Source organism: Streptomyces albidoflavus (assembly GCF_000719955.1).
GTDB lineage: Bacteria > Actinomycetota > Actinomycetes > Streptomycetales > Streptomycetaceae > Streptomyces > Streptomyces albidoflavus.
In genome coordinates this window covers 44172-64169 of sequence record NZ_JOII01000021.1, presented here as the reverse complement: position 1 = coordinate 64169, position 19998 = coordinate 44172, and the positions used below count along the sequence as shown (strand labels likewise).

At 74.6% G+C, this 19998-nt stretch carries 15 protein-coding genes; 8 read left to right on the top strand and 7 right to left on the bottom strand.

Annotated features, from left to right (window positions below; translation table 11 throughout):
* Positions 1-76: 76 nt before the first annotated feature.
* Both IF45_RS0120915 and IF45_RS0120910 read right to left on the bottom strand, forming a co-directional pair.
* Positions 77-1084 (bottom strand): glutamate ABC transporter substrate-binding protein, encoded by a 1008-nt coding sequence (locus IF45_RS0120915; RefSeq protein WP_015507881.1) that lies wholly within the window; start codon positions 1082-1084, stop codon positions 77-79.
* 11 nt (positions 1085-1095) lie between these two features.
* A complete protein-coding gene (locus tag IF45_RS0120910) occupies positions 1096-2355 on the bottom strand; it encodes a GlnX family signal transduction membrane protein (protein WP_317135649.1) in 1260 nt (419 codons plus the stop codon).
* Positions 2356-2985: 630 nt separating this feature from the next.
* Between IF45_RS0120910 and IF45_RS34000 the strand changes: the two genes are divergently transcribed.
* The gene (locus IF45_RS34000) at positions 2986-3435 is read left to right on the top strand and encodes a hypothetical protein (protein WP_239102109.1); all 450 of its coding nucleotides are present in this window, start codon (positions 2986-2988) and stop codon (positions 3433-3435) included.
* A gap of 18 nt (positions 3436-3453) precedes the next feature.
* Positions 3454-3798, top strand: a complete 345-nt coding sequence (locus tag IF45_RS0120895; protein WP_010637960.1) for a hypothetical protein — start codon at positions 3454-3456, stop codon at positions 3796-3798.
* A gap of 69 nt (positions 3799-3867) precedes the next feature.
* On the opposite strand, the gene IF45_RS0120890 is transcribed toward IF45_RS0120895, so the two are convergent.
* The 4 genes from IF45_RS0120890 to IF45_RS0120875 form a co-directional block, all read right to left on the bottom strand.
* Entirely contained in the window at positions 3868-4845 is a 978-nt protein-coding gene (locus IF45_RS0120890; protein ID WP_030308904.1) for an N-acetylglucosamine kinase, read from the bottom strand.
* Positions 4836-6101 carry a 6-phospho-beta-glucosidase gene (locus IF45_RS0120885; RefSeq protein ID WP_030308902.1) on the bottom strand — a complete coding sequence of 422 codons (1266 nt, stop codon included), beginning with the start codon at positions 6099-6101 and terminating at the stop codon, positions 4836-4838. The genes IF45_RS0120890 and IF45_RS0120885 overlap by 10 nt, the downstream gene beginning before the upstream one ends.
* Positions 6102-6173: 72 nt before the next feature.
* Complete coding sequence (locus IF45_RS0120880) at positions 6174-7463, bottom strand: ROK family transcriptional regulator (protein ID WP_030308900.1); 1290 nt, start codon at positions 7461-7463, stop codon at positions 6174-6176.
* A 204-nt stretch (positions 7464-7667) separates the two neighbouring features.
* Positions 7668-8732 (bottom strand): mechanosensitive ion channel family protein, encoded by a 1065-nt coding sequence (locus IF45_RS0120875; protein ID WP_008408049.1) that lies wholly within the window; start codon positions 8730-8732, stop codon positions 7668-7670.
* Between the two features lie 395 nt (positions 8733-9127).
* Here IF45_RS0120875 and IF45_RS0120870 point away from each other — a divergent pair, with 395 nt between their 5' ends.
* Together IF45_RS0120870 and IF45_RS0120865 are read left to right on the top strand one after the other, a co-directional pair.
* A complete protein-coding gene (locus IF45_RS0120870) occupies positions 9128-9706 on the top strand; it encodes an HNH endonuclease (protein ID WP_003948086.1) in 579 nt (192 codons plus the stop codon).
* A gap of 378 nt (positions 9707-10084) precedes the next feature.
* Positions 10085-11671 (top strand): extracellular catalytic domain type 1 short-chain-length polyhydroxyalkanoate depolymerase, encoded by a 1587-nt coding sequence (locus IF45_RS0120865; RefSeq protein WP_242536811.1) that lies wholly within the window; start codon positions 10085-10087, stop codon positions 11669-11671.
* A gap of 15 nt (positions 11672-11686) precedes the next feature.
* Here the strand turns inward: IF45_RS0120865 and IF45_RS0120860 are convergent, their stop codons facing one another.
* Positions 11687-14740 (bottom strand): glycoside hydrolase family 84 protein, encoded by a 3054-nt coding sequence (locus IF45_RS0120860; RefSeq protein WP_015507886.1) that lies wholly within the window; start codon positions 14738-14740, stop codon positions 11687-11689.
* Between the two features lie 351 nt (positions 14741-15091).
* Here IF45_RS0120860 and IF45_RS0120855 point away from each other — a divergent pair, with 351 nt between their 5' ends.
* The 4 genes from IF45_RS0120855 (at position 15092) to IF45_RS0120840 (ending at position 19982) form a co-directional block, all read left to right on the top strand.
* On the top strand, positions 15092-15442 hold the full coding sequence (locus IF45_RS0120855) for a hypothetical protein (RefSeq protein ID WP_003948082.1): 351 nt from the start codon (positions 15092-15094) through the stop codon (positions 15440-15442).
* Position 15443: 1 nt separating this feature from the next.
* On the top strand, positions 15444-17738 hold the full coding sequence (gene malQ / locus IF45_RS0120850) for a 4-alpha-glucanotransferase (protein ID WP_030308896.1): 2295 nt from the start codon (positions 15444-15446) through the stop codon (positions 17736-17738).
* Positions 17739-17758: 20 nt separating this feature from the next.
* Positions 17759-17989, top strand: a complete 231-nt coding sequence (locus IF45_RS0120845; protein WP_003948080.1) for a hypothetical protein — start codon at positions 17759-17761, stop codon at positions 17987-17989.
* Between the two features lie 1081 nt (positions 17990-19070).
* Complete coding sequence (locus tag IF45_RS0120840) at positions 19071-19982, top strand: LysR family transcriptional regulator (RefSeq protein WP_008414245.1); 912 nt, start codon at positions 19071-19073, stop codon at positions 19980-19982.
* The last annotated feature ends 16 nt before the right edge of the window (positions 19983-19998 follow it).

Below are 19998 nucleotides of genomic sequence, written 5' to 3'. Positions count from 1 at the left end.
GTACCGCCCGGCGGCCCGCTGCCGCTTCCGTCCCGTGTTCCCGCGCCCCGTGCCGCCGCTCCGTCCCCGGGCCCGGTCAGTCCCGGTAGGTGGCGGGCGGCGGCCCGGGGGACTTCCCCATGCCGTCCTTCAGCCACTTGTCGTACGACCGCTCCCAGCCGTCCTTGCGGTACTCCACCAGCACCTGGTTGACCCGGGCCACCAGATCCTTCGCGTCCTTGTGCATCGCCACGCCGTAGAACTCCTCGGTGAACGGCTCGCCCACCAGCTCCACCATCGGGTCCTGCGCCGCCTGCCCGGCCGCCAGCGCGCTGTCGGTGACGACCGCGTCGACCTCGCCGAGCTGGAGCCGCACCAGGCAGTCCAGCTGGTTGGGGACGGTGGTGGAGATGTCCGCGCCGTGCGCCTCCCGCTCCAGTTCCGTCAGCGCCGTCGACCCGGCCGCCGCGCAGACCTTGCGGCCCTTCAGCGAGGTGTCGTGGCCGGTGATCCTGGACCCCTTCGGCACCAGCAGCTGCTGCCCGGTCTCGAAGTAGGCGGTGGAGAACGCCACCTCCTTGATCCGGTCGCAGGTGATGGTCATGGTGCGCACCACCATGTCCACCTCGCCGCTGTCGATCGCCTGGACACGCCGGTTGGTCGGTATCGCCCGGAACACCACGGCCTCCGGGTCGCCCATCAGCTCCTCGGCTATGGCCCGCACCAGATCGATGTCGAAGCCCTCCAGGGAGCCCGTGGCCGGGTCCCGGTAGCCCCAGCGGTAACTGTTCTGGTCGATCCCGACGATCAGCTTCCGCGGCTTGTCCGTACGGGACTTGATCCGCTCCAGCGTCGCCCCCTCCGCCTTCGAGGGCCGCGCCGACGACGCCTCCGGCTTCTCGCACGCCTCGGCCCGGGCCGGCTCCGCCGCCGCCGGACCGCGCGGGGCGGTGTCGTAGATGCCGAGCGTCGCCTCGCTCACCCGCTGGAGCGGCAGCAGCACCAGCGCCGCCGTCAGTACGCACGCCACCGCCATCGCCGTCACCCCGCCCCAGCCGCGCAGCCGGGGGCCGGGGCGTGGCCGCTCACGGTCGCTACGGTTCATGGCGTCTCCTGTCACCGGTACTCCGCCAGTCTGCGGGCGATGCCGACCCCGGCCCCCGCCGTGCCCAGCGCGGCGAGCACCAGCGCCCCGGCGACCAGCCCCGTCAGGGCGCCGCCGCCGGTCCGCGCGGCCCGCTCGAACTCGCCCTGCTCGTGGGCGAGGGCCTTCTCCAGGGCGGCGTCCAGACGGTCGAAGGAGGCACCGGTCGCCTCGTCCTTCTCGGCGCCGATCACCCGCTTCAGCGCCTGCTCGTAGTCGCCCGCCTCGTCGTACTCCCGGGCCTTCAGGTGGCGTTCGCGCCACTCTCCGGCCCGGTCGGCGGCGGCCCGCACCGGGTCGCCGCCCGCCGGGTCGTCGGCCAGCTCCAGCGCCTGCCCGAGCAGCCCGCCGCTTCGGCCGCCGCCCTCCGGGCCGAGCAGCCGCGCCATCTCCGCCCGGTACGCCACGTCGTAACTGTCCTGCCCCGCGAACTTCTGCCCCGCCGGAACCGTCACGGCCCCCCGCGCCACCAGCGTCAGATTCTCCCCGCCCCGCGCCTTCAGCGCGCTGATCCGCGCGTCGTTCAGCACGTTCAGCGACCGCACCCCCCGCTCGTACGAGTCGGAGAGCCCCGCGGAGGCCAGCGTATGACCGGCCGTCACCCACACCAGCAGCACCCCGCAGGCGGCGGTGGCGCCGAGCAGCCCCACGTTGAACCGCCGGTTGGTCCGCCGGTACAGGGCGTGCTGCACCCCGCCCAGCGCCCCGACCGTCAGCACACCCAGCCCGACCGCCACCCAGGGGAAGCCCTGCGCGGTGGCGTAGTCGGTACGCAGCCGCTCCTTCTCCGCCTGGTAGAGCCGTTCGGCGGCGGGCAGCATCTCCTCCTGCATCAGGTCGTTGGCGTTCCGCAGCCAGGCACCGCCGAGCGGCAGCCCCTGCCGGTTGTTGGCCCGCGCCGCCTCGATCCGCGCGGTGTACACCGGCAGCAGCCGGCTCAACTCCTCGATCTCCGCCGCCGAGTCCGCCGACCCGTCGGTCGCCGCGGCGGCCGTCACCAGCTTCCGCGAGGCCGTCGCGATGTCCCGGTCGTACCGCTCCCGCACCTCCGCCGGCTCCAGCCCCCCGGCCAGGAACCCGCTGGAGGCCGCCGTGTTGGCATCGGCCAACGACCGGTACACGGCCGCAGCGTCGGCACTGAGCGGCTGCGACCGGCTCAGCACGTCCCGCGCCGCGTCCGACCGCTCCGCCACCTGAAAGGAGGCCGCCACCCCGAACGCCCCGATCAACACCGTCAACAACCCCGCCACCACCCGCAACCCCCCGGGCACGGTACGAGCCTGCGCCCGCAGCCGCGAGGGCAGACCGGGCTCGTGCGGCGGCTCGGGAACATGACCGGGCTCACCGGCCGGACCAGGCGTCTCAGGAGCAGCCGCGGGCGACCGCTGCCCCGGCACCGACAACGCACCCACGCCGGACCCCGGCGGCGCCCCGCCCGTCGGCTGACTGCTCACGCGACCTCCCCCTCGGTCCTGTCGCAGAACACCCTTCCCCACTCCCGGGAAAGCTAGTGCCCGGCCGCCAGTATGGCCGCACTCCCCACGAACCACACGGGCGTTCACCTGATCCGGGGGCTGGGGCCCGGGTGGGCGGGGGGTGCGGTGGACGGCTCTGTGGGGGGACACGTGGTGGGGGGTGGGGTTGGTTCCTGGGCAGTCCTTGAAGACGTCACGGAGGAGACCGACCCGCGGCCCCGGATAGCAGTAGGGCGCGACACGTACCCAGTGGTGCCGCGCCGGCGCCGTTCGCGGGCTGCGACTTGGTCATCAATCAGTGGGCAATGCCCGTACGGGAAGGGGCCGCAGGGCGGGCGAAGTGGTACAAGTTGCGGCAAGTCGTCAGATAACTTCAGGGGGCCACCCGTGGAATCGCGCCATCGCTTCCTTCTCAGCGCTGCTCCGGCGCTCTCAGCCCTGATCCTTGCGGTGGCTCCCGCACCGGCTGGTGCCTTCGCATCCGCCGAGGCATCCGGCGGTTACGACGCGACGTGCAGGAAGAAGCCGCAGAAGCATGTGCTCAGGGAGTACTTTCGGGGGCCCGCCCGGTACACAGTGCGCTGCGGGACCAACAAATACGGGTGGAAGCACATCAAGGCCCGGCATGGCTGGAGCGCGACCATGGACAGGAAGATCAATACGGCCATCACGTCAGGCAAGCCCAACGAAGCTCGTGGTTTCTCGACCTGGAGTGCGCAGTGCCCGAGCGAAGAGGTGTTCCGGACCGTCATCGGCACCCCAGTCGCCACCAACGACCTTCTCACCGCCTACCGCATCGACGGTAGGAGCGGTGCCAAGAAACCCGGTTCATGCTGACGAGAGGCGGATCATTCCATGAAGATCCCCGAGGAGACCCGGGCGGCGTTGGCTGCCTGCTTCTCCAGGTCGGATGGTGAGCTGGTCTTCTCGGTGAACGGGCTGGATGTCACTGAGCGCCAGCCGAGAAGCTTCGACCTCACCTATGACCTGACGGTGACGCGAAAGGGGCACGATCCGGAGCGGTGGGAAGTGACGCTGTGCTGGGACGACAAGTCGCAGGCCGACTTGTTCGAAACGGATGGTCGTGACCCGGAACGGGTGAGGATGCTGGCGTTCGTCGTTCAGTCACTGATTCAGGAATGGTGGGACACCAAGGCCCGGAACCGGCAGTCCGCGAAGATGGGGCGCCAGATCCACTGAGGGTGCATCAGGCCATGTGAGAGGGCGCTGTCGACATCCGTCCGGCCTTCCCGGGGTCTCGTCGCCACCTCACCCGAACCACCCCCGCACCCGCTCATAAGCCCCCACCCCCGCCCCCACCGCATCCATCCCCAACAGCACCGCCCCCAGCACAGGTGCAGCCTCCACCACCCGCACCTCCGCCAGTGGCGCCCGCCGGCTCAACTCCCCCCGCACCCCCGCATCCAGCCCAGGCCGTCGCGCAGCCAGGATGCTCCCGCCCAGCAGCACGGGCGCAGGCGAGTCCAGCAACCCCAGCCGCCCCAGCGCGACAGCCGCCATGTTGGCGACCTCGTCCGCCAGACGGTCCACCAGCCCGGACGCCACCGGATCGCCCGCCTCCGCCACCGTGAAGAGAACCGGCGTCAGCTCATGCCGTCGCCCGGCCGGGACGCGCCCCAGGTGCAGTGCCTCGATCAGCGCGTACATCGATCCCAGCCCGAAGTGCTCGGGCAGTGCGCGCGCCAGCTCCGTTGGTGCGCCCCGCCCGTCCTCCGCGCGGGCCGCGTGCCACAGGGCCTCCTCGGCGAGGCCGCCTCCGCCGCCCCAGTCGCCGGAGACGCGGCCGAGGGCGGGGAAGCGGGCGGTGCGGCCGTCGGGGAGCATGCCGGCGCAGTTGATGCCGGCGCCGCAGACGACGGCGACGCCCCGGGGGGCGGCGTCCTCCAGGAGGCCGGCGCGGAGGACGGCGAAGGTGTCGTTGCGGACCTCGACCGACGCGCCCCAGCCCCGGGCGGCTATCGCGGCGGAGAGCTGTTCCTCCTCGACGGGGAGGTCGGCGTTGGCGAGGCAGGCCGACACCTGGGCGACGGGGAGGTGTCCGGCCGCGTCCTGGGCGCGGGCGACCGCCTCGGCCAGGGTGTCGACGGCCGCCTCTACGCCGGTCGCGGGCGGCCGGAAGCCGCCGCCACGGGCGGTGCCCGCGACCTCGCCGTCGGCGGTCACCACGGCCACGTCGGTCTTGCTGTTGCCCGCGTCGATGGCGAGGACGGCTCCGCTCAGGCCCACGGCAGGTGCTCCTGGTTGTGGGAGAGGAGGAGGTCGGTGAGGGTCTCGGCCTGGTCGTACTGGCCGATCAGGGGGTGGGCGAGCAGGGCGGCGAAGACGCGGTCGCGGCCGCCTTCCAGGGCCGCCCGGAGCGCCAGGTCCTCGTACGCGGTGACGTGCTGGACCAGTCCGGCGTACAGCGGGTCGAGGGCGGGGACGGCCAGCGGGCGGGCGCCCTCGGGGCCGACCTCGGCCTGGACCTCGACGACCGCGTCGTCGGGGAGGAAGGGGAGGGTGCCGTCGTTGCGGGCGTTGACCACCTGGAGGGGGCTGCCGCCACGGCCGAGCAGGGCGGCGGCGAGGTCGACGGCGGCCTCCGAGTAGAAGGCGCCGCCGCGCTGGGACAGCAGCTCGGGCTTCTCGTCGAGCGCCGGGTCGGCGTACAGCTCCAGCAGTTCGCGTTCCATCGCCGCGACCTTCTCGGCGCGGGAGGGGCCGGTGCGCAGCTCGTCGACGACCACGTCGTGGGCGTAGAAGTAGCGGAGGTAGTAGGAGGGGACGACGCCGAGGCGGTCCAGGAGGGGGCGGGGGAGGTGCAGGTCTGCGGCGATGGCGTCGCCGTGCTCGGTGAGCAGGCGCGGCAGGACGTCCTCGCCGGTGGGGCCGCCGAGCCGGACGGAGGTCTCCCAGGAGAGGTGGTTGAGGCCGACGTGGCCCAGGTGGACCTCGGCGGGCGCCACGTCGAGGAGGCGGGCGAACTTCCGCTGGAAGCCGATGGCGACGTTGCAGAGCCCGACCGCCTTGTGGCCGGCCTGGAGGAGGGCGCGGGTGACGATGCCGACCGGGTTGGTGAAGTCGATGATCCACGCGTCGGGGTTGGTACGCCGGACGCGCTCGGCTATGTCGAGGACGACGGGGACGGTGCGCAGCGCCTTGGCGAGGCCGCCCGCGCCGGTGGTCTCCTGGCCGACGCAGCCGCACTCCAGCGGCCAGCTCTCGTCGCGCTGCCGGGCCGCCTGCCCGCCCACCCGGAGCTGGAGCAGCACGGCGTCCGCGCCCTCGACCCCGGCGTCCAGGTCGCCGGTGGTGGTGATGGCCCCGGGGTGGCCCTGCCGGGCGAAGATCCGCCGGGCCAGCCCGCCGACCAGCTCCAGCCGCCCGGCGTCGGGGTCGACCAGGACCAGCTCGGTCAGCGTCAGTGTGTCCCGCAGCCGCGCGAACCCGTCGATCAGCTCGGGGGTGTAGGTGGACCCGCCCCCTACGACGGTCAGCTTCATGGATGGCTCCTCGGGTGTGGAGTGTGCGGGGTGTGTGGGGTGACTGGGGTGTCTGGGTACGCGACGCCGCCGCTACAGGGCGGCGGTGTCGAAGACCTCGTCGCGGACGGTGGTGAGGGCGGCCTCCAGGCCGCCGCGTACCACCGGGTCGCCGGTGACCTCGCCGGCCAGCAGGCGGGGCCGGGACGGCGCCAGCTCGGCCAGTTCCGCCTCGGTCAGCCGCAGCAGCGGCTCGCCCCCGGCGGCCAGCACCCGGCCGGTCAGCACGATCACCGCCGGGTCGAGCACGGCGACGAGCGAGGCGATCCCGGTCGCCAGCCGCACGGCGTACGCCCGCAGCAGCGCCGCCGGACCGGCGTGCGGCGAGGAGGTCCCCTCGTGCGGCGGCTCCGCCGCACGAGGGGCCGGGTCGCCGCCGGGCCGCGTGTACGCCTCGGCCGCCGTCCGCAGCAGCGTCGCCGCGACGGCCTCACCGTCGGCCGGGTCCGCGCCCTCGGGACCCGCCTGCGGCACCGCGACCCCCAGCTCCCCCGCCAGCCGGGGCAGCGCCTGCGCCCCCGCCAGCTCCTGAAAGCCGCCGCTGCCCGTCCTGGCCACACCCCGCACCAGCGGGGTGCCCGCCACGGGCAGGAAGCCGATCTCGCCCGCGCCGCCGGTCCAGCCCCGGTGCAGGCGGCCGCCGATGACCAGGGCGGCGCCCAGTCCGGTGCCGTTCCACAGCAGGACGAAGTCCTCGTGACCCCGGGCCGCGCCGAGACGCCGCTCGGCGACGGCGGCGAGGTTGACGTCGTTCTCGTACTCGACCGGTACGGGGTGCAGGGCGGCGGCCACCTCGGCCAGCAGGCCGGGGGAGTGCCAGCCCGCGAGGTGGCCCGCGTACCGCAGGCGGCCGGTGCGCGGGTCGAAGGCGCCGGGCGTGCCGACCACCACCCGGCGCAGGGCCGGGCGCTCGGTCCCGGCGGCCCGGGCCGCGCCGTCCAGGGCGGCGGTGAGCTGGGCCGGTACGCCGCCGGGGCCCGGCCGGGCGGGGGTGGCCAGGGTGTGGGTGGCGAGGACGGTGCCGGTGACGTCGGCGACCGCCGCCCGGATACGGCCGGGGCGTACGTCGAGGGCGGCCACGTGTGCCACCTCGCCGCGCAGGGCGTACAGCCGCGCGCCGGGGCCGGGCCTGCCCTCGCTGGTGCCGGCGGAGCCGACCAGTCCGGCCGCCTCCAGGCGGGCCAGGAGCTGCGAGACCGTGGGCTTGGAGAGGCCGGTCAGCGCGCCGATCCGGGCCCGCGAGAGGGCGCCGTGCTCGGTCAGCAGGTCCAGCGTGGCCCGCTCGTTCATCACCCGCAGTACCCGGGGAGTCCCCGCCACCATCCGCCGCCCGCCTCCACACCGAACACCGGGACGGCCGCGAGAGGCGGTTCCGGCAACTGACAGGAAACTTTCCTGCCAGTTGGCGAACCTACCGACCCGCGCCCCGCCGGGCAAGCCTCCGGAACCTGCCGGAGAACGCCGCCGCCCCGCCCCCGGAGGACCGGGAACGGGGCGGCGGTACGGAGCGGGCGGGCCGGAGCCGGGCTACTTGCCGAGCCTCGGGCCGGACGCGGGCGGCGGTATCGGGGAGGCGGCCAGCGACTGGGGCGAGGTCGCGGAGGCGTACGCCGAGGGCGCGGCCATCCCGGCCGACGGGTCGGCGGCGTCCTCCTCGGCGAGCTCCGCGGGGCCGCCCACGATGGAGATGCCGGCCGCGTCGAACGCCTTCTTGATCCGCCAGCGCAGCTCGCGCTCGACGGCCACGTCCTGGCCGGGCATGGTCTTGGCGGAGACGCCGACCACCATGGAGTCGAGCAGGACGGAGTCGAGGCCCAGCACCTCCACCGGGCCCCAGAGCCGCTCGTTCCACGGCTCGTCCTTGGCGATCTGCGCGCCCACCTCGGTGAGCGTGTCGCGGACCTTGTCGAGGTCCTCGTCGGAGCGGACGGTGACCTCGACGGCGGCGGTGGACCAGCCCTGGCTGAGGTTGCCGATCCGCTTGACCTCGCCGTTGCGCACGTACCAGACGGCGCCGTTGGGGCCGCGCAGCTTGGTGACGCGCAGGCCGACCTCGACCACCTCGCCGGTGGCGACCCCCGCGTCGATGGTGTCGCCGACGCCGTACTGGTCCTCCAGGATCATGAAGACGCCCGAGAGGAAGTCCGTGACCAGGTTGCGCGCGCCGAAACCGATGGCCACACCGGCGACACCGGCCGAGGCCAGCAGCGGCGCCAGGTTGATCTTGAAGGTGTCGAGAATCATCAGCGCGGCCGTGCCCACGATGAGGAACGAGGCGACCGAGCGCAGCACCGAGCCGATCGCCTGCGACCGCTGGCGCCGCCGCTCCGCGTTGACCAGCAGCCCGCCGAGAGCCGTACCGTCCACCGCCGAGGCGGTGCGGTTCATCCGGTCTATGAGGTTGGTGATCGTCTTGCGGATGACCATCCGCAGCGCCGCCGCCACGACGATGATCAGCAGGATGCGCAGCCCGGTCTCCAGCCACGTCGACCAGTTCTCCGACACCCAGCCCGCCGCGTCGGTGGCCCGCTCCTGGGCCTCTTCGAGCGTGACGGTGTCCTCCCGGCCTGCGGCCGGTGCGGATGGGAACACGGGGTACCTCCGGGCGGTGACGAGCCGCCCACCGGAGTACGTGTCCCGCCGCGCGGTGCGACGGGGTGAAGACGGTGTGGACGGCTCCTCCACACTAACGGCCCCTCACCCGCGCGCCGGGAGCCCGTCTCCGGCGCACCACCCCCGGCCTGCGGCGCTGCCCGCACGCCCCGCCACCGGTGTGGCCGACCGCACACGCGGGTACCCTTCGCGACCCCCGGACCGGTCGCACCCCAGGTCACAGCCGTCCGTCCGGCCCCACGGCGGGCCCGGTCGCGGAAAAACCCCCTCACCCCGTTACCCGGACATGGTGGCGCTCCGGCCAGGCGTGAGGGGAAACTGAAACAGATCGTCCCGGCGCGAGCCACGCGCCGCCGGCGTACAAGGAGGCACACGTGCCGCACGTCCTCGTCCTCAACGCGTCCTACGAGCCACTCGGCGTCGTACCGCTCCGCCGCGCACTCGTGCTCGTGCTGGAGAGCAAGGCGGTGTGCCTGGAGGAATCCGGCGCCTTCCTGCACAGCGAGAGCCGTACCGTCCCCGCGCCCAGCGTCGTCCGGCTCAAGCGCTTCGTGAAGGTGCCGTACCGGGGGCCCGTGCCGCTGACGCGGCGGGCGCTGTTCGCCCGGGACGGCGGGCGGTGCGTGTACTGCGGGGGTGTCGCCACCAGCGTGGACCATGTCATTCCGCGGAGCCGGGGCGGGCTGCACGTGTGGGACAACGTGGTCGCCTCCTGCCGGCGGTGCAACCACGTCAAGGCCGACCGGCACCTCATGGAGCTGGGGTGGAGGCTGCGGAACAAGCCGGCGCCGCCGACCGGGCTCGCCTGGCGGATCATCGGGACCGGGCACCGGGATCCGCGGTGGTTGCCTTATCTGCAGCCGTTCGGCGGGGATGATGCGCTGGCGCGCATCGAGAATGTGGGGGCCGGGGGTGAGGCTGTTGCTGTGCGGCCCGCCCGGGCCGGGGCCTAGCTCAGGCGCCGCTGGGCTCTTTCGGCCTCAAGCGCCGGCCGGGCTGGGGTTGGCCGGGGTCCGGCTTCGTGTGCCGGTTCACGATGGCCTCAAACGCCGGCCGGGCTTGAAAGGTGGCCTCAAACGCCGGCCGGGCTTGGATTGGGTCGGCCGGACTTGGAGTGTGCGGGCCGGGCTCGGGGATGCCGATGTGCAGCCAGGTTGAAGATGCCCGGCGCCCCCGAGGATGCGATGCCCGTCCGTAAATGGGCCCGGGCCCCATAGCCATCCCTCGGTCATGGGGTGTCGGCCCGTGCCGGTGGGGGTTTGGTGCGGCCTAGCGTGCCTGGCCAGTGCCCCGCCGGAGCCGGGTTGCGGGGGTGAGCCGAGGGAGTCGCGATGAGGGTGTCGTTCGTCCGCGCACGGGTGCGCGGGGCGGGGCGGGGGCCGGGCCGTCTGCGGAGGGTGTTCGCGGGGGCCGCGGTCGGGGCGTTGCTGGTCACCCTGGCCGGGGTGGCCGGGCCCGAGTCGGTGACCGCGTCCGCGCGGGCCGCCTCGCTGACCGAGGTGACGGGGTTCGGGAGTAATCCGGGGAACCTGCGGATGTTCCGGTACGTGCCGGACGGGCTGCCCGCGGGGCGGCCGCTGGTGGTGGCGATGCACGGGTGCACCCAGTCGGCGGGCGGGTTCGACGACGAGACCGGGTGGACGAAGTGGGCCGACCAGTGGGGATTCGCGCTGGTGCTGCCGCAGCAGCAGTCGGCCAACAACCTGAACAGCTGCTTCAACTGGTTCGAGGCGGGTGACATCCGGCGGGACGCCGGTGAGGCGCTGTCGATCAAGCAGATGACCGACCGGATGAAGGCGGACGTGGGGAGCGACCCGGCGCGGGTGCACGCCACGGGGCTCTCGGCCGGGGCCGCCATGACCAACGTGATGCTCGCCGCCTACCCGGACGTCTTCGCCTCCGGCGCGCCCGTGGCGGGACTGCCCTACGCCTGCGCCACCAGCGTCGTCGCCGCGTACTCCTGCATGAACCCGGGGAGCAACCTCACCCCGGCCGCCTGGGCCGCCAAGGTGCGCGACGCCTACCCCGGGTACGCCGGGCCCTGGCCGGCCGTCTCCGTCTGGCAGGGGACGACGGACACCACCGTCGTCCCGGCCAACCTCACCGAGACCGTCGAGCAGTGGACCGCCGTGCACGGCACCGACACCACCCCGGACGCCACCGGCACCGTGGGCGGCTACCCGCACGCCGTCTACCGGGACGGCGACGGGCGCGACGTCGTCGAGACGTACACGATCACCGGGATGGGCCACGGGCAGCCCGTCGACCCGGGGAGCGGGGCCGAGCAGTGCGGGACGGCGGGGGCGTACATCCTCGACGTGAACATCTGCGCCGCCTATCACATCGGGCGGTTCTGGGGCCTGGCCGAGGACGGCGGCGGCACCGACCCGGGCACCCCCGCCCAGCGGGCCGTCATCCCCAGCACGGCCGCCGACGACGGGTACGTGAAGGCGTCCGCGAGCGGGACCGGGGCCGCGGTCGGCGCGCTGGAGGGGACCATGGGCGCCGCCGTCGGACGGGGCACCGACGGGCAGCACAACCGGACGCTGCTCTCCTTCGACACCTCGGCCGTACCGGACGACGCCACCATCACCCGGGCCTACGTCACCGTCAGCCGGGCCGGCGGCAGCGGGGACCCGTGGGCCGGCGGGAACCGGCTGCTGATCGACGTGCGCAGCGGTTGCTTCGGCGCGAGCTGCGCCACCGCCGCCGACGACTGGGCCGCGCCCGCCACCGCCTCCGGCGCCGCCGAACTGGCCCGCTTCACCTCCGGCAGCGCCGACTCGACCGCCTTCACCGAGGTCAACCGCACCGGCCCGACCCAGCTGAGGCTGCGCCTCGCCGACGCGCCCGCCTCGACCGCGTACCTCTTCCTGCGCACGGGAGCGGAGGCGAAGCTCACCGTCGAGTGGGAGTGAGGTCCCGGACAGCCCCTAGTCGCGGCCGGGCTTCTCCTCGCCCTTCCCCTTGTCCTGGTCCTTGCTCTTCTCCTTCTCCGTGACCGCGTACGCCTCGACGGAGAAGAGGGAGTAGCCGTACTCGGTGGCGCGCTTGTCGCCCTGGACGCGGAGGAACCGTACGTTCTTCGCGTCCAGGCCGACCCGTTCGCGGCCGCCCTTGCCGTCCTTGACCGTCGCCGCCGTGCGCCAGATCCGGCCGTCCTCGGAGACCTGGACGCGGTAGGCGGCGGCGTAGGCGTCCTGCCAGTGGAGTTCCACGCGGCCGACGCGGGCCGGTTCGGGCAGTTCCGTCTGCCACCAGGCGTTGTCCTCGGCGGGGGAGGACCAGCGGCTCTCCGGGTCGCCGTCGGCCGCCGCCCGGGCCGGGAAGTCCTCCGTCTCGTCGGCCGAGGAGGTGGCCTTGCCGGAGCGGACCAGGTCGCGGTCGTCGGTGGGCGGGAACGCGCGGACCGTCAGCGTCGCCGAGCGGCCGCCGAACTCCACCGGCACCTCGTAACTCCCCGGGCGCACCCCGTCCGCGACCCGTACCGAGACCGGGATGCGGACCTCGGTGCCGCGCGGCAGGACCGACTCGCCGGGGGCGGAGACCTGGATGCCCTTCGGGGTCTTCGCCTTCAGCGCGCCGCGTACGGTGCCGGGGCGGTGGGCCGTCAGACGGGCCGTCACCTCGCTGGTCCCGCCGCCGATCTCGGCGTCCGCCTCGCCCCGGCCCAGGCGCAGCGCGGCCTCGGCGCCGTCCTCGTACCAGGGCACCAGCCGGTCGACCCGCTCCGCCTCGGGACCGGTGACCCGCAGCGCGTCGGCGCGCAGCCCCCGGCTCTCCACATCGGTCCAGCCGCCCGGCTCCAGCCGGGTCACCGGCTGCCACCCCTTGCCCGGGACGCGCGCCTCGACCAGCCCGGAGACGCCCGGGTCGGTCCGGACCGTCACCCCGGCCAGCGGGCGGACCCGGGGCAGCGCCACCGTGTACGCCGAGCCGGTGTCGGCGACCTTCTCGCCGTCGCCGCCGACCGTGCCGTGCCAGCTGTCGGCCGTCTTCTCCACCTGGTCGAGGAAGGGGCCCAGGACGCCGTCGCCGACCGTCACCTTGTTCCGCGAGGTCTCCGCGCGGACCGCCCGCAGCGCCCGCTCGGCGTGCCAGGCGGCCGTGCCGTCGCCGCGCGCCTGTGCTGCCAGCAGGTCGACCGCCAGCTCACCGGCGTGCCCGAACCGCGCCAGCTGCTCCGACCAGGGCCGCACCTCCTCGCCCAGCCCCGACCCGCCGCCGTCCAGCCGCTCGGGCGTCGCCCGCATCACCGAGAAGGCGGCGCGCAGCTCCTTGGCGGCCCGCGCGGCGGCGTCGGCGGCCTCGGTGCCGGGCCGCCCGGCCGCCCGCGCCGCGTCCGCCCGGGTCGCCCAGAACTTGGCCAGCAGCGGCCGCAGGTACGCCGACTCGTCGGCGCCCAGCACCGAGGAGGCGGTGTTGCGGGCCAGCGCCCGGACCGCCTCGCGGGTCTCGGGGTCCTCCCCGGCGAGCGTGTCCATGGCGGCCTGCCAGGACTCCATCGGCCGGTAGTCCTTCGGGTTCCACGCGTAGTCCCCCGAGGTGAACAGGGGGATGCGGGAGGCGGCCGGCTGCTCCATCGCGGTGGCGATCAGCGCCGCCGAACCGGTCGCGACGGCCGGTTCACGGCCCGTGTAGGGGCCGAGGAAGATCCGGTCCTGCGCGTAGTCGTTGACCGGGTAGTTGTCCAGGGTGACCAGCGGGTGGCCGAGCACCTCGCGGGTGCCCGCCAGCTCCCGGCCGGTGATGGTGCGCGGCACCACCCCGACCCCGGTCCACGCCACCTGCACGTCCGCCTCCAGCTCGGCGGCGAGCTTGCGGCGGTACTCCGTCGCGCCCTTCTGGTAGTACTCCGTCGGCATCAGCGACAGCGGGCGGGAACCGGGGTGACGCTCCGCCAGGTGCGCGGCGACCGCGTTGGCCACCCGCGCCTGGGCACGCGCCGCCGCGGCCGGGCCCGAGCCGAACTCCGCCTCGTCCTCGCCGCAGTGCCACTCGCTGTACGACACGTCCTGGAACTGGAGCTGGAAGGCGCGCGCCCCCAGCGCCCACATCGCGTCGATCTTCCGGTTGAGCGCCTTCACGTCGTCCTCGGAGGCGAGGCACATCGCCTGACCCGGCGCCACCGCCCAGGCCAGCGTCACGTGGTTCTCGCGTGCCCGCTCCGCCAGCGCCCGGAACGCCGCCCGCTGCCCGGCCGGGTACGGCTCCCGCCAGCGCGCCTGGCGGAACAGGTCGTCGCCCGGCGCGTACAGGTAGTGGTTCTGCTTGGTGCGGCCCAGGAAGTCCAGCTGGCCCAGCCGCTGCTCGGTCGTCCACGGGGTGCCGTAGAAGCCCTCGGAGAGGCCGCGCACCGGTGTGCCCGGCCAGTCGCGGACCACCACACCCGGCACCACGCCGTCGCGCACCAGCTGACGCAGCGTCTGGACCGCGTGGAACAGGCCGTCCTCGCCCACGCCCGCCATCGCCACCGTCGGCCGGCCTCCGGCCTGACCCGCCGCCAGCCGGTACCCGCCCTGCGGCAGATCGCCCCGGGCGCTCGCGCCCAGCGCGCGCAGCGTCTTCTCCAGCCCCGCCCCGCCCGCTCCCGGCCGGGCGGCGGACTCGCCGCCGACCCGCACCACCGGCGTCGCGCCCGCGGGCACGTCGCCCTCGGCGCTGACCTCGTCGACGTCACGGACCCCGGCCTCCCGCAGCACCTCCCGCAGCGCCTTCAGCGCGTACGGATCGGTACCGAGCGGCGCGACCAGCACCACCCGCGAGCCCAGCGCCACCTTGCCGTCGGCGGCGCGCAGCGACTGCGGGCGCGGCCAGACGGAGGGCAGCCCCGCCGTCTCGCCCTTCGCGTCGTCCGGGGCCTCGTCGGCGGCGGTGGCGGGGTCCGGGGCGGGCGGCGCGGCCAGCGCGGTGGGTGCGCCCCCCAGCGTTCCGGCGATCACGGCCACGGCCAGAGCGGCGGCGGTCCTGCTGCGGCGGAGCTGCACGGGTCCTCTCCCAACGGGCGGCGGGGACGGGTGGGCCAGAAGGAGTATGACGCGCGAGGTGTGGCGCGCGGATGACGGGGCATGCGCGGGACGAGGCTGTTCCGGCCACACGACCGGACGGCAAGGAAGCCCATCACCCCCACGTGCCGGTGTCAACGGCCGGAAGGGGGCGTTCGGCGTTCCCGGCGGCCCCTCCATTGTGCGTGCCCCGGGCGCGTCCCCTCGCGATGGACCGCCCACCGCGCACAATGTGACCCGGAACACGTTGGCCGAACGCACACGTCTGCGTGTCGACAAGCTGGGTAGGGCTGCCCTGACCGTGCTTTCGCACCCGCGACCAAGGAGGCCCCCGTGGCCGCATCGGCACACCTGCTTCTGTCCGCTCTTTCCAAACGTCCGGAACTGCACGACCTCCCGGCGATTCCCAGCCCCACCACCCTCGCCGGCCGACCCGACGACCCCTTCGACCCGGACACCGTCGACTACTCCCTGGTGTCCCACCCCGACTCCGGCCTCGAAGGCTCCTGCGCCTACGGACTCTCCGAGCCGCCCCTCACCAGTGAGCCGCCGCTGGCCGACGCCGCGCCGCTCACCAGCGAACCACCCCTGCCCGACACCGCCCCGCTGACCAGCGAGCCGGCCGCGGCCGCCGCCGTCGTCGCGGAGGACGCCCTGCTCGGAGCGGTTTCCTCAGGAGGCTGAATTGGCCCTGTCCCGGCTCGCCGAGCTCCATGGTGTCGCCACCTCTTACTCCCCCTCCCCGGACCGCACCGTTCCGGCCGCCGAATCCGCCGTCGTGGCCGCCCTGGCCGCCCTCGGCGTCGACGCGAGCAGCCCCGAAGCGATCCGGGCCGCCCTGGAGAAAGCCGAAGCCGGACAGGCCGCCCGCCTGCTGCCGCCCACCGTGGTGCTCCGGTCCGCCGCCCCGTCGGCCGACCCGCGCACCGCGCCCGAGCTGGCGGCACTGCCCCCGGGTACCCGGGTCCGCCTGACCCGCGACCCCGACCCCGTCCCGGCCCGGCCCGCCCCCGCGGGCGGCCGGGACGCGGGCGAGGCGGTCCGCCGCGCCGCCCCTGTCGGCGAGGCCCCGCCGCCCGCCTGGAACTGGACCGTCCCCCTGGTCCCGGCCGCCACCGCGCCCCCGCCCCCCGCCGGCAGCGCCCTCCCTCCCGCCGCCGACGTGCTGTGGGCCGTACCGTTCGGCGTCCACCGGATCGAGGCCACCACGCCCGACGGACGCACCGCCACCAGCCACCTCGTCATCGCCCCGGACCACATCCGCGGGCCCGAGTCCCGCGCCTGGGGCCTGCTCGTCCAGCTCTACTCGCTGCTCTCGCACCGCTCCTGGGGCATGGGCGACCTCGGCGACCTCGCCGAACTCGCCACCTGGGCCGGACGCGTGCACGGCGCCGGATTCGTCCAGGTCAACCCCTTGCACGCGGCCGTCCCCGGCACGCCCACCGACCCCTCCCCGTACCGGCCGTCCTCCCGCCGCTTCCCCGACCCGGTGCACCTGCGCGTCGAGGCGATCCCCGAGTACACCGCGCTCAGCGCCGACGTCCGCCCGCACCTCGACGGGCTGCTGCGCCGCGCCGCCGAACTGCGCGTCCGGGTCCTCTCCGGCGAGGCCCTCATCGACCGCGACGCCGTCTGGGAGCTGAAGCGCGAGGCGCTCGAACGCCTCTGCGCCGTCCCCCTCCCGCCGGGCCGCCAAGCCGCCTACGAGGACTTCACCGCCGCCCACGGCCAGGCCCTCACCGACCACGCCACCTGGGCCGCCCTCACCGAACGCCACGGCCCGCACTGGTCCGAGTGGCCCGCCCCCCTCACCGACCCGCGCTCCCGGCAGACGGCCGCCGCGCGCACCGAACTCGCCGCCCGCGTCGACTTCCACCGCCGCCTCGCCTGGTACACCGACACCCAGCTCGCCGAGGCCCAGCGCGCCGCCCGCGAGGCCGGGATGGCCGTCGGCCTCGTCCACGACCTGGCCGTCGGCGTCCACCCCGACGGCTCCGACGCCTGGTCCCAGCAGGACGTCTTCGCCGCCGGCATGTCGGTCGGCGCGCCCCCCGACGCCTTCAACGCCCTCGGCCAGGACTGGGGCCTGCCGCCCTGGCGCCCCGACCGCCTCGCCGAGAGCGGCTACGCCCCCTACCGCGGCCTCCTCCGCTCCCTGCTGCGCAACGCCGGTGCCCTGCGCATCGACCACGTCATGGGCCTCTTCCGCCTCTGGTGGGTCCCGGTCGGCGCCCCGCCCACCGACGGCACCTACGTCCACTACGACGCCGAGGCCATGCTCGCCGTCCTCGCCCTGGAGGCCCACCGCGCCGACGCCGTCGTCATCGGCGAGGACCTCGGCACCGTCGAACCGGGCGTCCGCGAGACCCTCCAGCGGCACGGCGTGCTCGGCACCTCCGTCCTCTGGTTCGAGCGCGACTGGGACGGCACCGGGCTGCCGCTGCCCGCCGAGGCGTGGCGTGCCTCCTGCGTCGCCACCGCCACCACCCACGACCTGCCCTCCACCGCCTCCCGCCTCACCGGTGACCACGTCCGCCTCCGCCACCGCCTCGGCCTCCTCACCCGCCCCTTGGCCGAGGAGGAGGCCGAGGAGGCAGCCGCCACCGCCACCTGGCTCACCGTCCTCGACGGCCTCGGCCTGATGGGCGCGGCCCCCGGCGGCCACCTGCCCGGCGCTGCCCCCGATGAGGAGGCCGCCGTCCTCGCCGTCCACCGCTTCCTGCTCCGCACCCCGGCCCGCATGATCGGCGTCTGGCTCCCCGACGGCACCGGCGACCGCCGCCCCCAGAACCTCCCGGGCACCTGGGACCAGTACCCCAACTGGCGGCTCCCCGTCGCCGACGCCCAGGGACACCCCGTCACCCTCGAACAACTGACCGCCTCCCCGCGCGTGGCCCGCCTGCTGCGCACCGTCGCCACCGAGGACCAGACACCCGCCCCCATGGTCCGTACGGCACCCCCGGACGCGCGGCCCGTCTAGGCGTTCGCTACGTTGGCACCGTGGACAAGAAGAACTCTCTGCGCGCCGGTGCGGTGGTCGCCGGTACGACGCTGACGACGCTGCTCATGACGTCCCCCGCGCTGGCGCTGACGCGCGATGACGGGGATGACCCGGGGCCGGGGCTGAGCGTGGTGGAGACCCTCGGGCTCTACGTGGCGCTGCCCATCGTGCTCTTCCTGGTGATCGCTGGGCTGGTCATGGTGATGGACAAGTCCGGTAAGCGTTCCTGAACCCTGGTTTGCCTGCCCGGCTCGGTGGCCCTCGGCCTCCCGGCCGGGCTTGTCCTTTTACCTCGGGCCCGCTTGCCCGCACCGGTCACCGATTGGCCTCAACCGCCGGCCGGGCTGTTGGTCGCCGGGCCCCGGTTTGCCCGTACCGGTCACTGATCGGCCTCAAGCGCCGGCCGGGCTGGGATGTGGCTGCGCCGCGACTAGGGGCGCCGGATGTTGCCCGCGCCGGCCCCCGACTGGCCTCAATCGCCGGCCGGGCTATGGGGTGGCGATGTGGCTGGGCTCCGCCTCCGCCTACCCACCCCGACCCTGCGGGTCACTGATGGCCTCAACCGCCGGCCGGGCTGGGTTCGGTTGCGCTGTTGCTGGGCGCCGCCTCCGCCTGCCCCGCCGTGACCTGCGGGTCACTGATGGCCTCAATCGCCGGCCGGGCTATAGGGGTTCGCGGTTTCTCCGGTGCGTGGGTGGGGTGGGGCCGTGCCGGGGTACCTCCTCACAAACTGCAGGGTGCGGGGTCAATTGGAGTATGGCGGCCGTGTGTGCAGTTTGCTGCGGGGGCACCCCGGCCCGTCCCCACCCCACGGTCTCGTACGCGGCCGACCGCCGGGGGGTGGATGAGGCCGTCACCGATGCAGGGCCTCTCCACAGTGACCACCGTGAATGCTTTCGCTCGCCACAAAGATCAATTGGGGACGGTCTGTCTTTTCCCTCCCACCGGCGGGACGACGCCGACGAGACGGGAGGGCGGGGTCGTGCCGGGGTGCCCCCGCAGCAAACTGCACACGCGGCCGCCTTGAAGCGACTGACCCCGCACCTTGCAGTTTGTGAGGAGGTACCCCGGTGCGGCCCCGCCCGGCCCAACCGGCGAACGCACCGCGAACCCCTACAGCCCGGCCGGCGTTTGAGGCCAGTCTTTGACCGGCACGGTCGAGACGGAGCCCGGCCACCAACAGCCCGGCCGGCGTTTGAGGCCAGTCGGGGACCGGCACGGGCTAACCGGGGACCAGCCGGAAGGCAGCCCAGCCGGGCCGCAGGCCAGTGAGCCAGGCCGGCGAGTGAGGCCCGGCGTAGGGTGCCGGACATGGCGCCCCCCGCCCCGGAATGGGACCTCCGCAAACTGAGAATCCTGCGTGCCCTGCACCAGCACGGCACGGTCACGGCAACAGCTGAAGCCCTGCTGATGGCCCCGTCGGCGGTCTCCCAGCAACTGTCGAACTTCGCCCGCCAACTGGGCGTCCCCCTGCTGGAGGCACACGGCCGCCGCGTCCGCCTCACGGACGCCGCCCACTTGGTCCTGCACCACGCCGACGAGGTCTTCGCCCAGTTGGAGCGGGCCGACGCCGACCTGGCGGCCCTGGTCCGGGGCGACGCGGGCCAGGTCCGGATCGGGGCGTTCTCGACGGCGGTGGCCGCCCTGGTCGTCCCCCTGGTGACACGGCTGCGCGAGGAGGCCCCCGGCCTGGAGCTGCGCGTCCGCGAGGCCGAGGCCGGGGAGGCGTACGACCTGCTGGCCGCCGGCGAGGTCGACCTCGCCCTGTCCCTGGCGGCCCACGCCCCGACCGTCCGCGACCCGAGGTTCACGAGGGTCCCCCTGTTGGCGGACCCCCTGGACGTGGCGCTGCCCAGCGCCCACCCGCTGGCCGGGGCCCCGGACCTGCGCCTGGCCGACCTGGCGGCCGACCCCTGGATCTACGGCGCCGACGGCCCGTGGTCGGACATCACCCGCGCCGCCTGCGAGGCCGCCGGGTTCCGCCCGGAGCAGGCCCATACCGCGACGGGCTGGCCCGCCATCCTGGCGCTGGTCGGCGCGGAACTGGGCGTCGCCCTGGTCCCGCGCATGGTCAGCGCCGAGTACACCCCGGGCAGCGTCGTGGTCCGCCCCCTGGAGGCCGACCGCCCGCGCCGCCACGTCATCGCCGCCGTCCGCCGGGGCGCCGAACAGGGCGGCGGCCCCGTCGCCCGGGTCCTGGCGGCGCTGAGGGCCGGGGCCTGACGCACCGTCGGCCGGC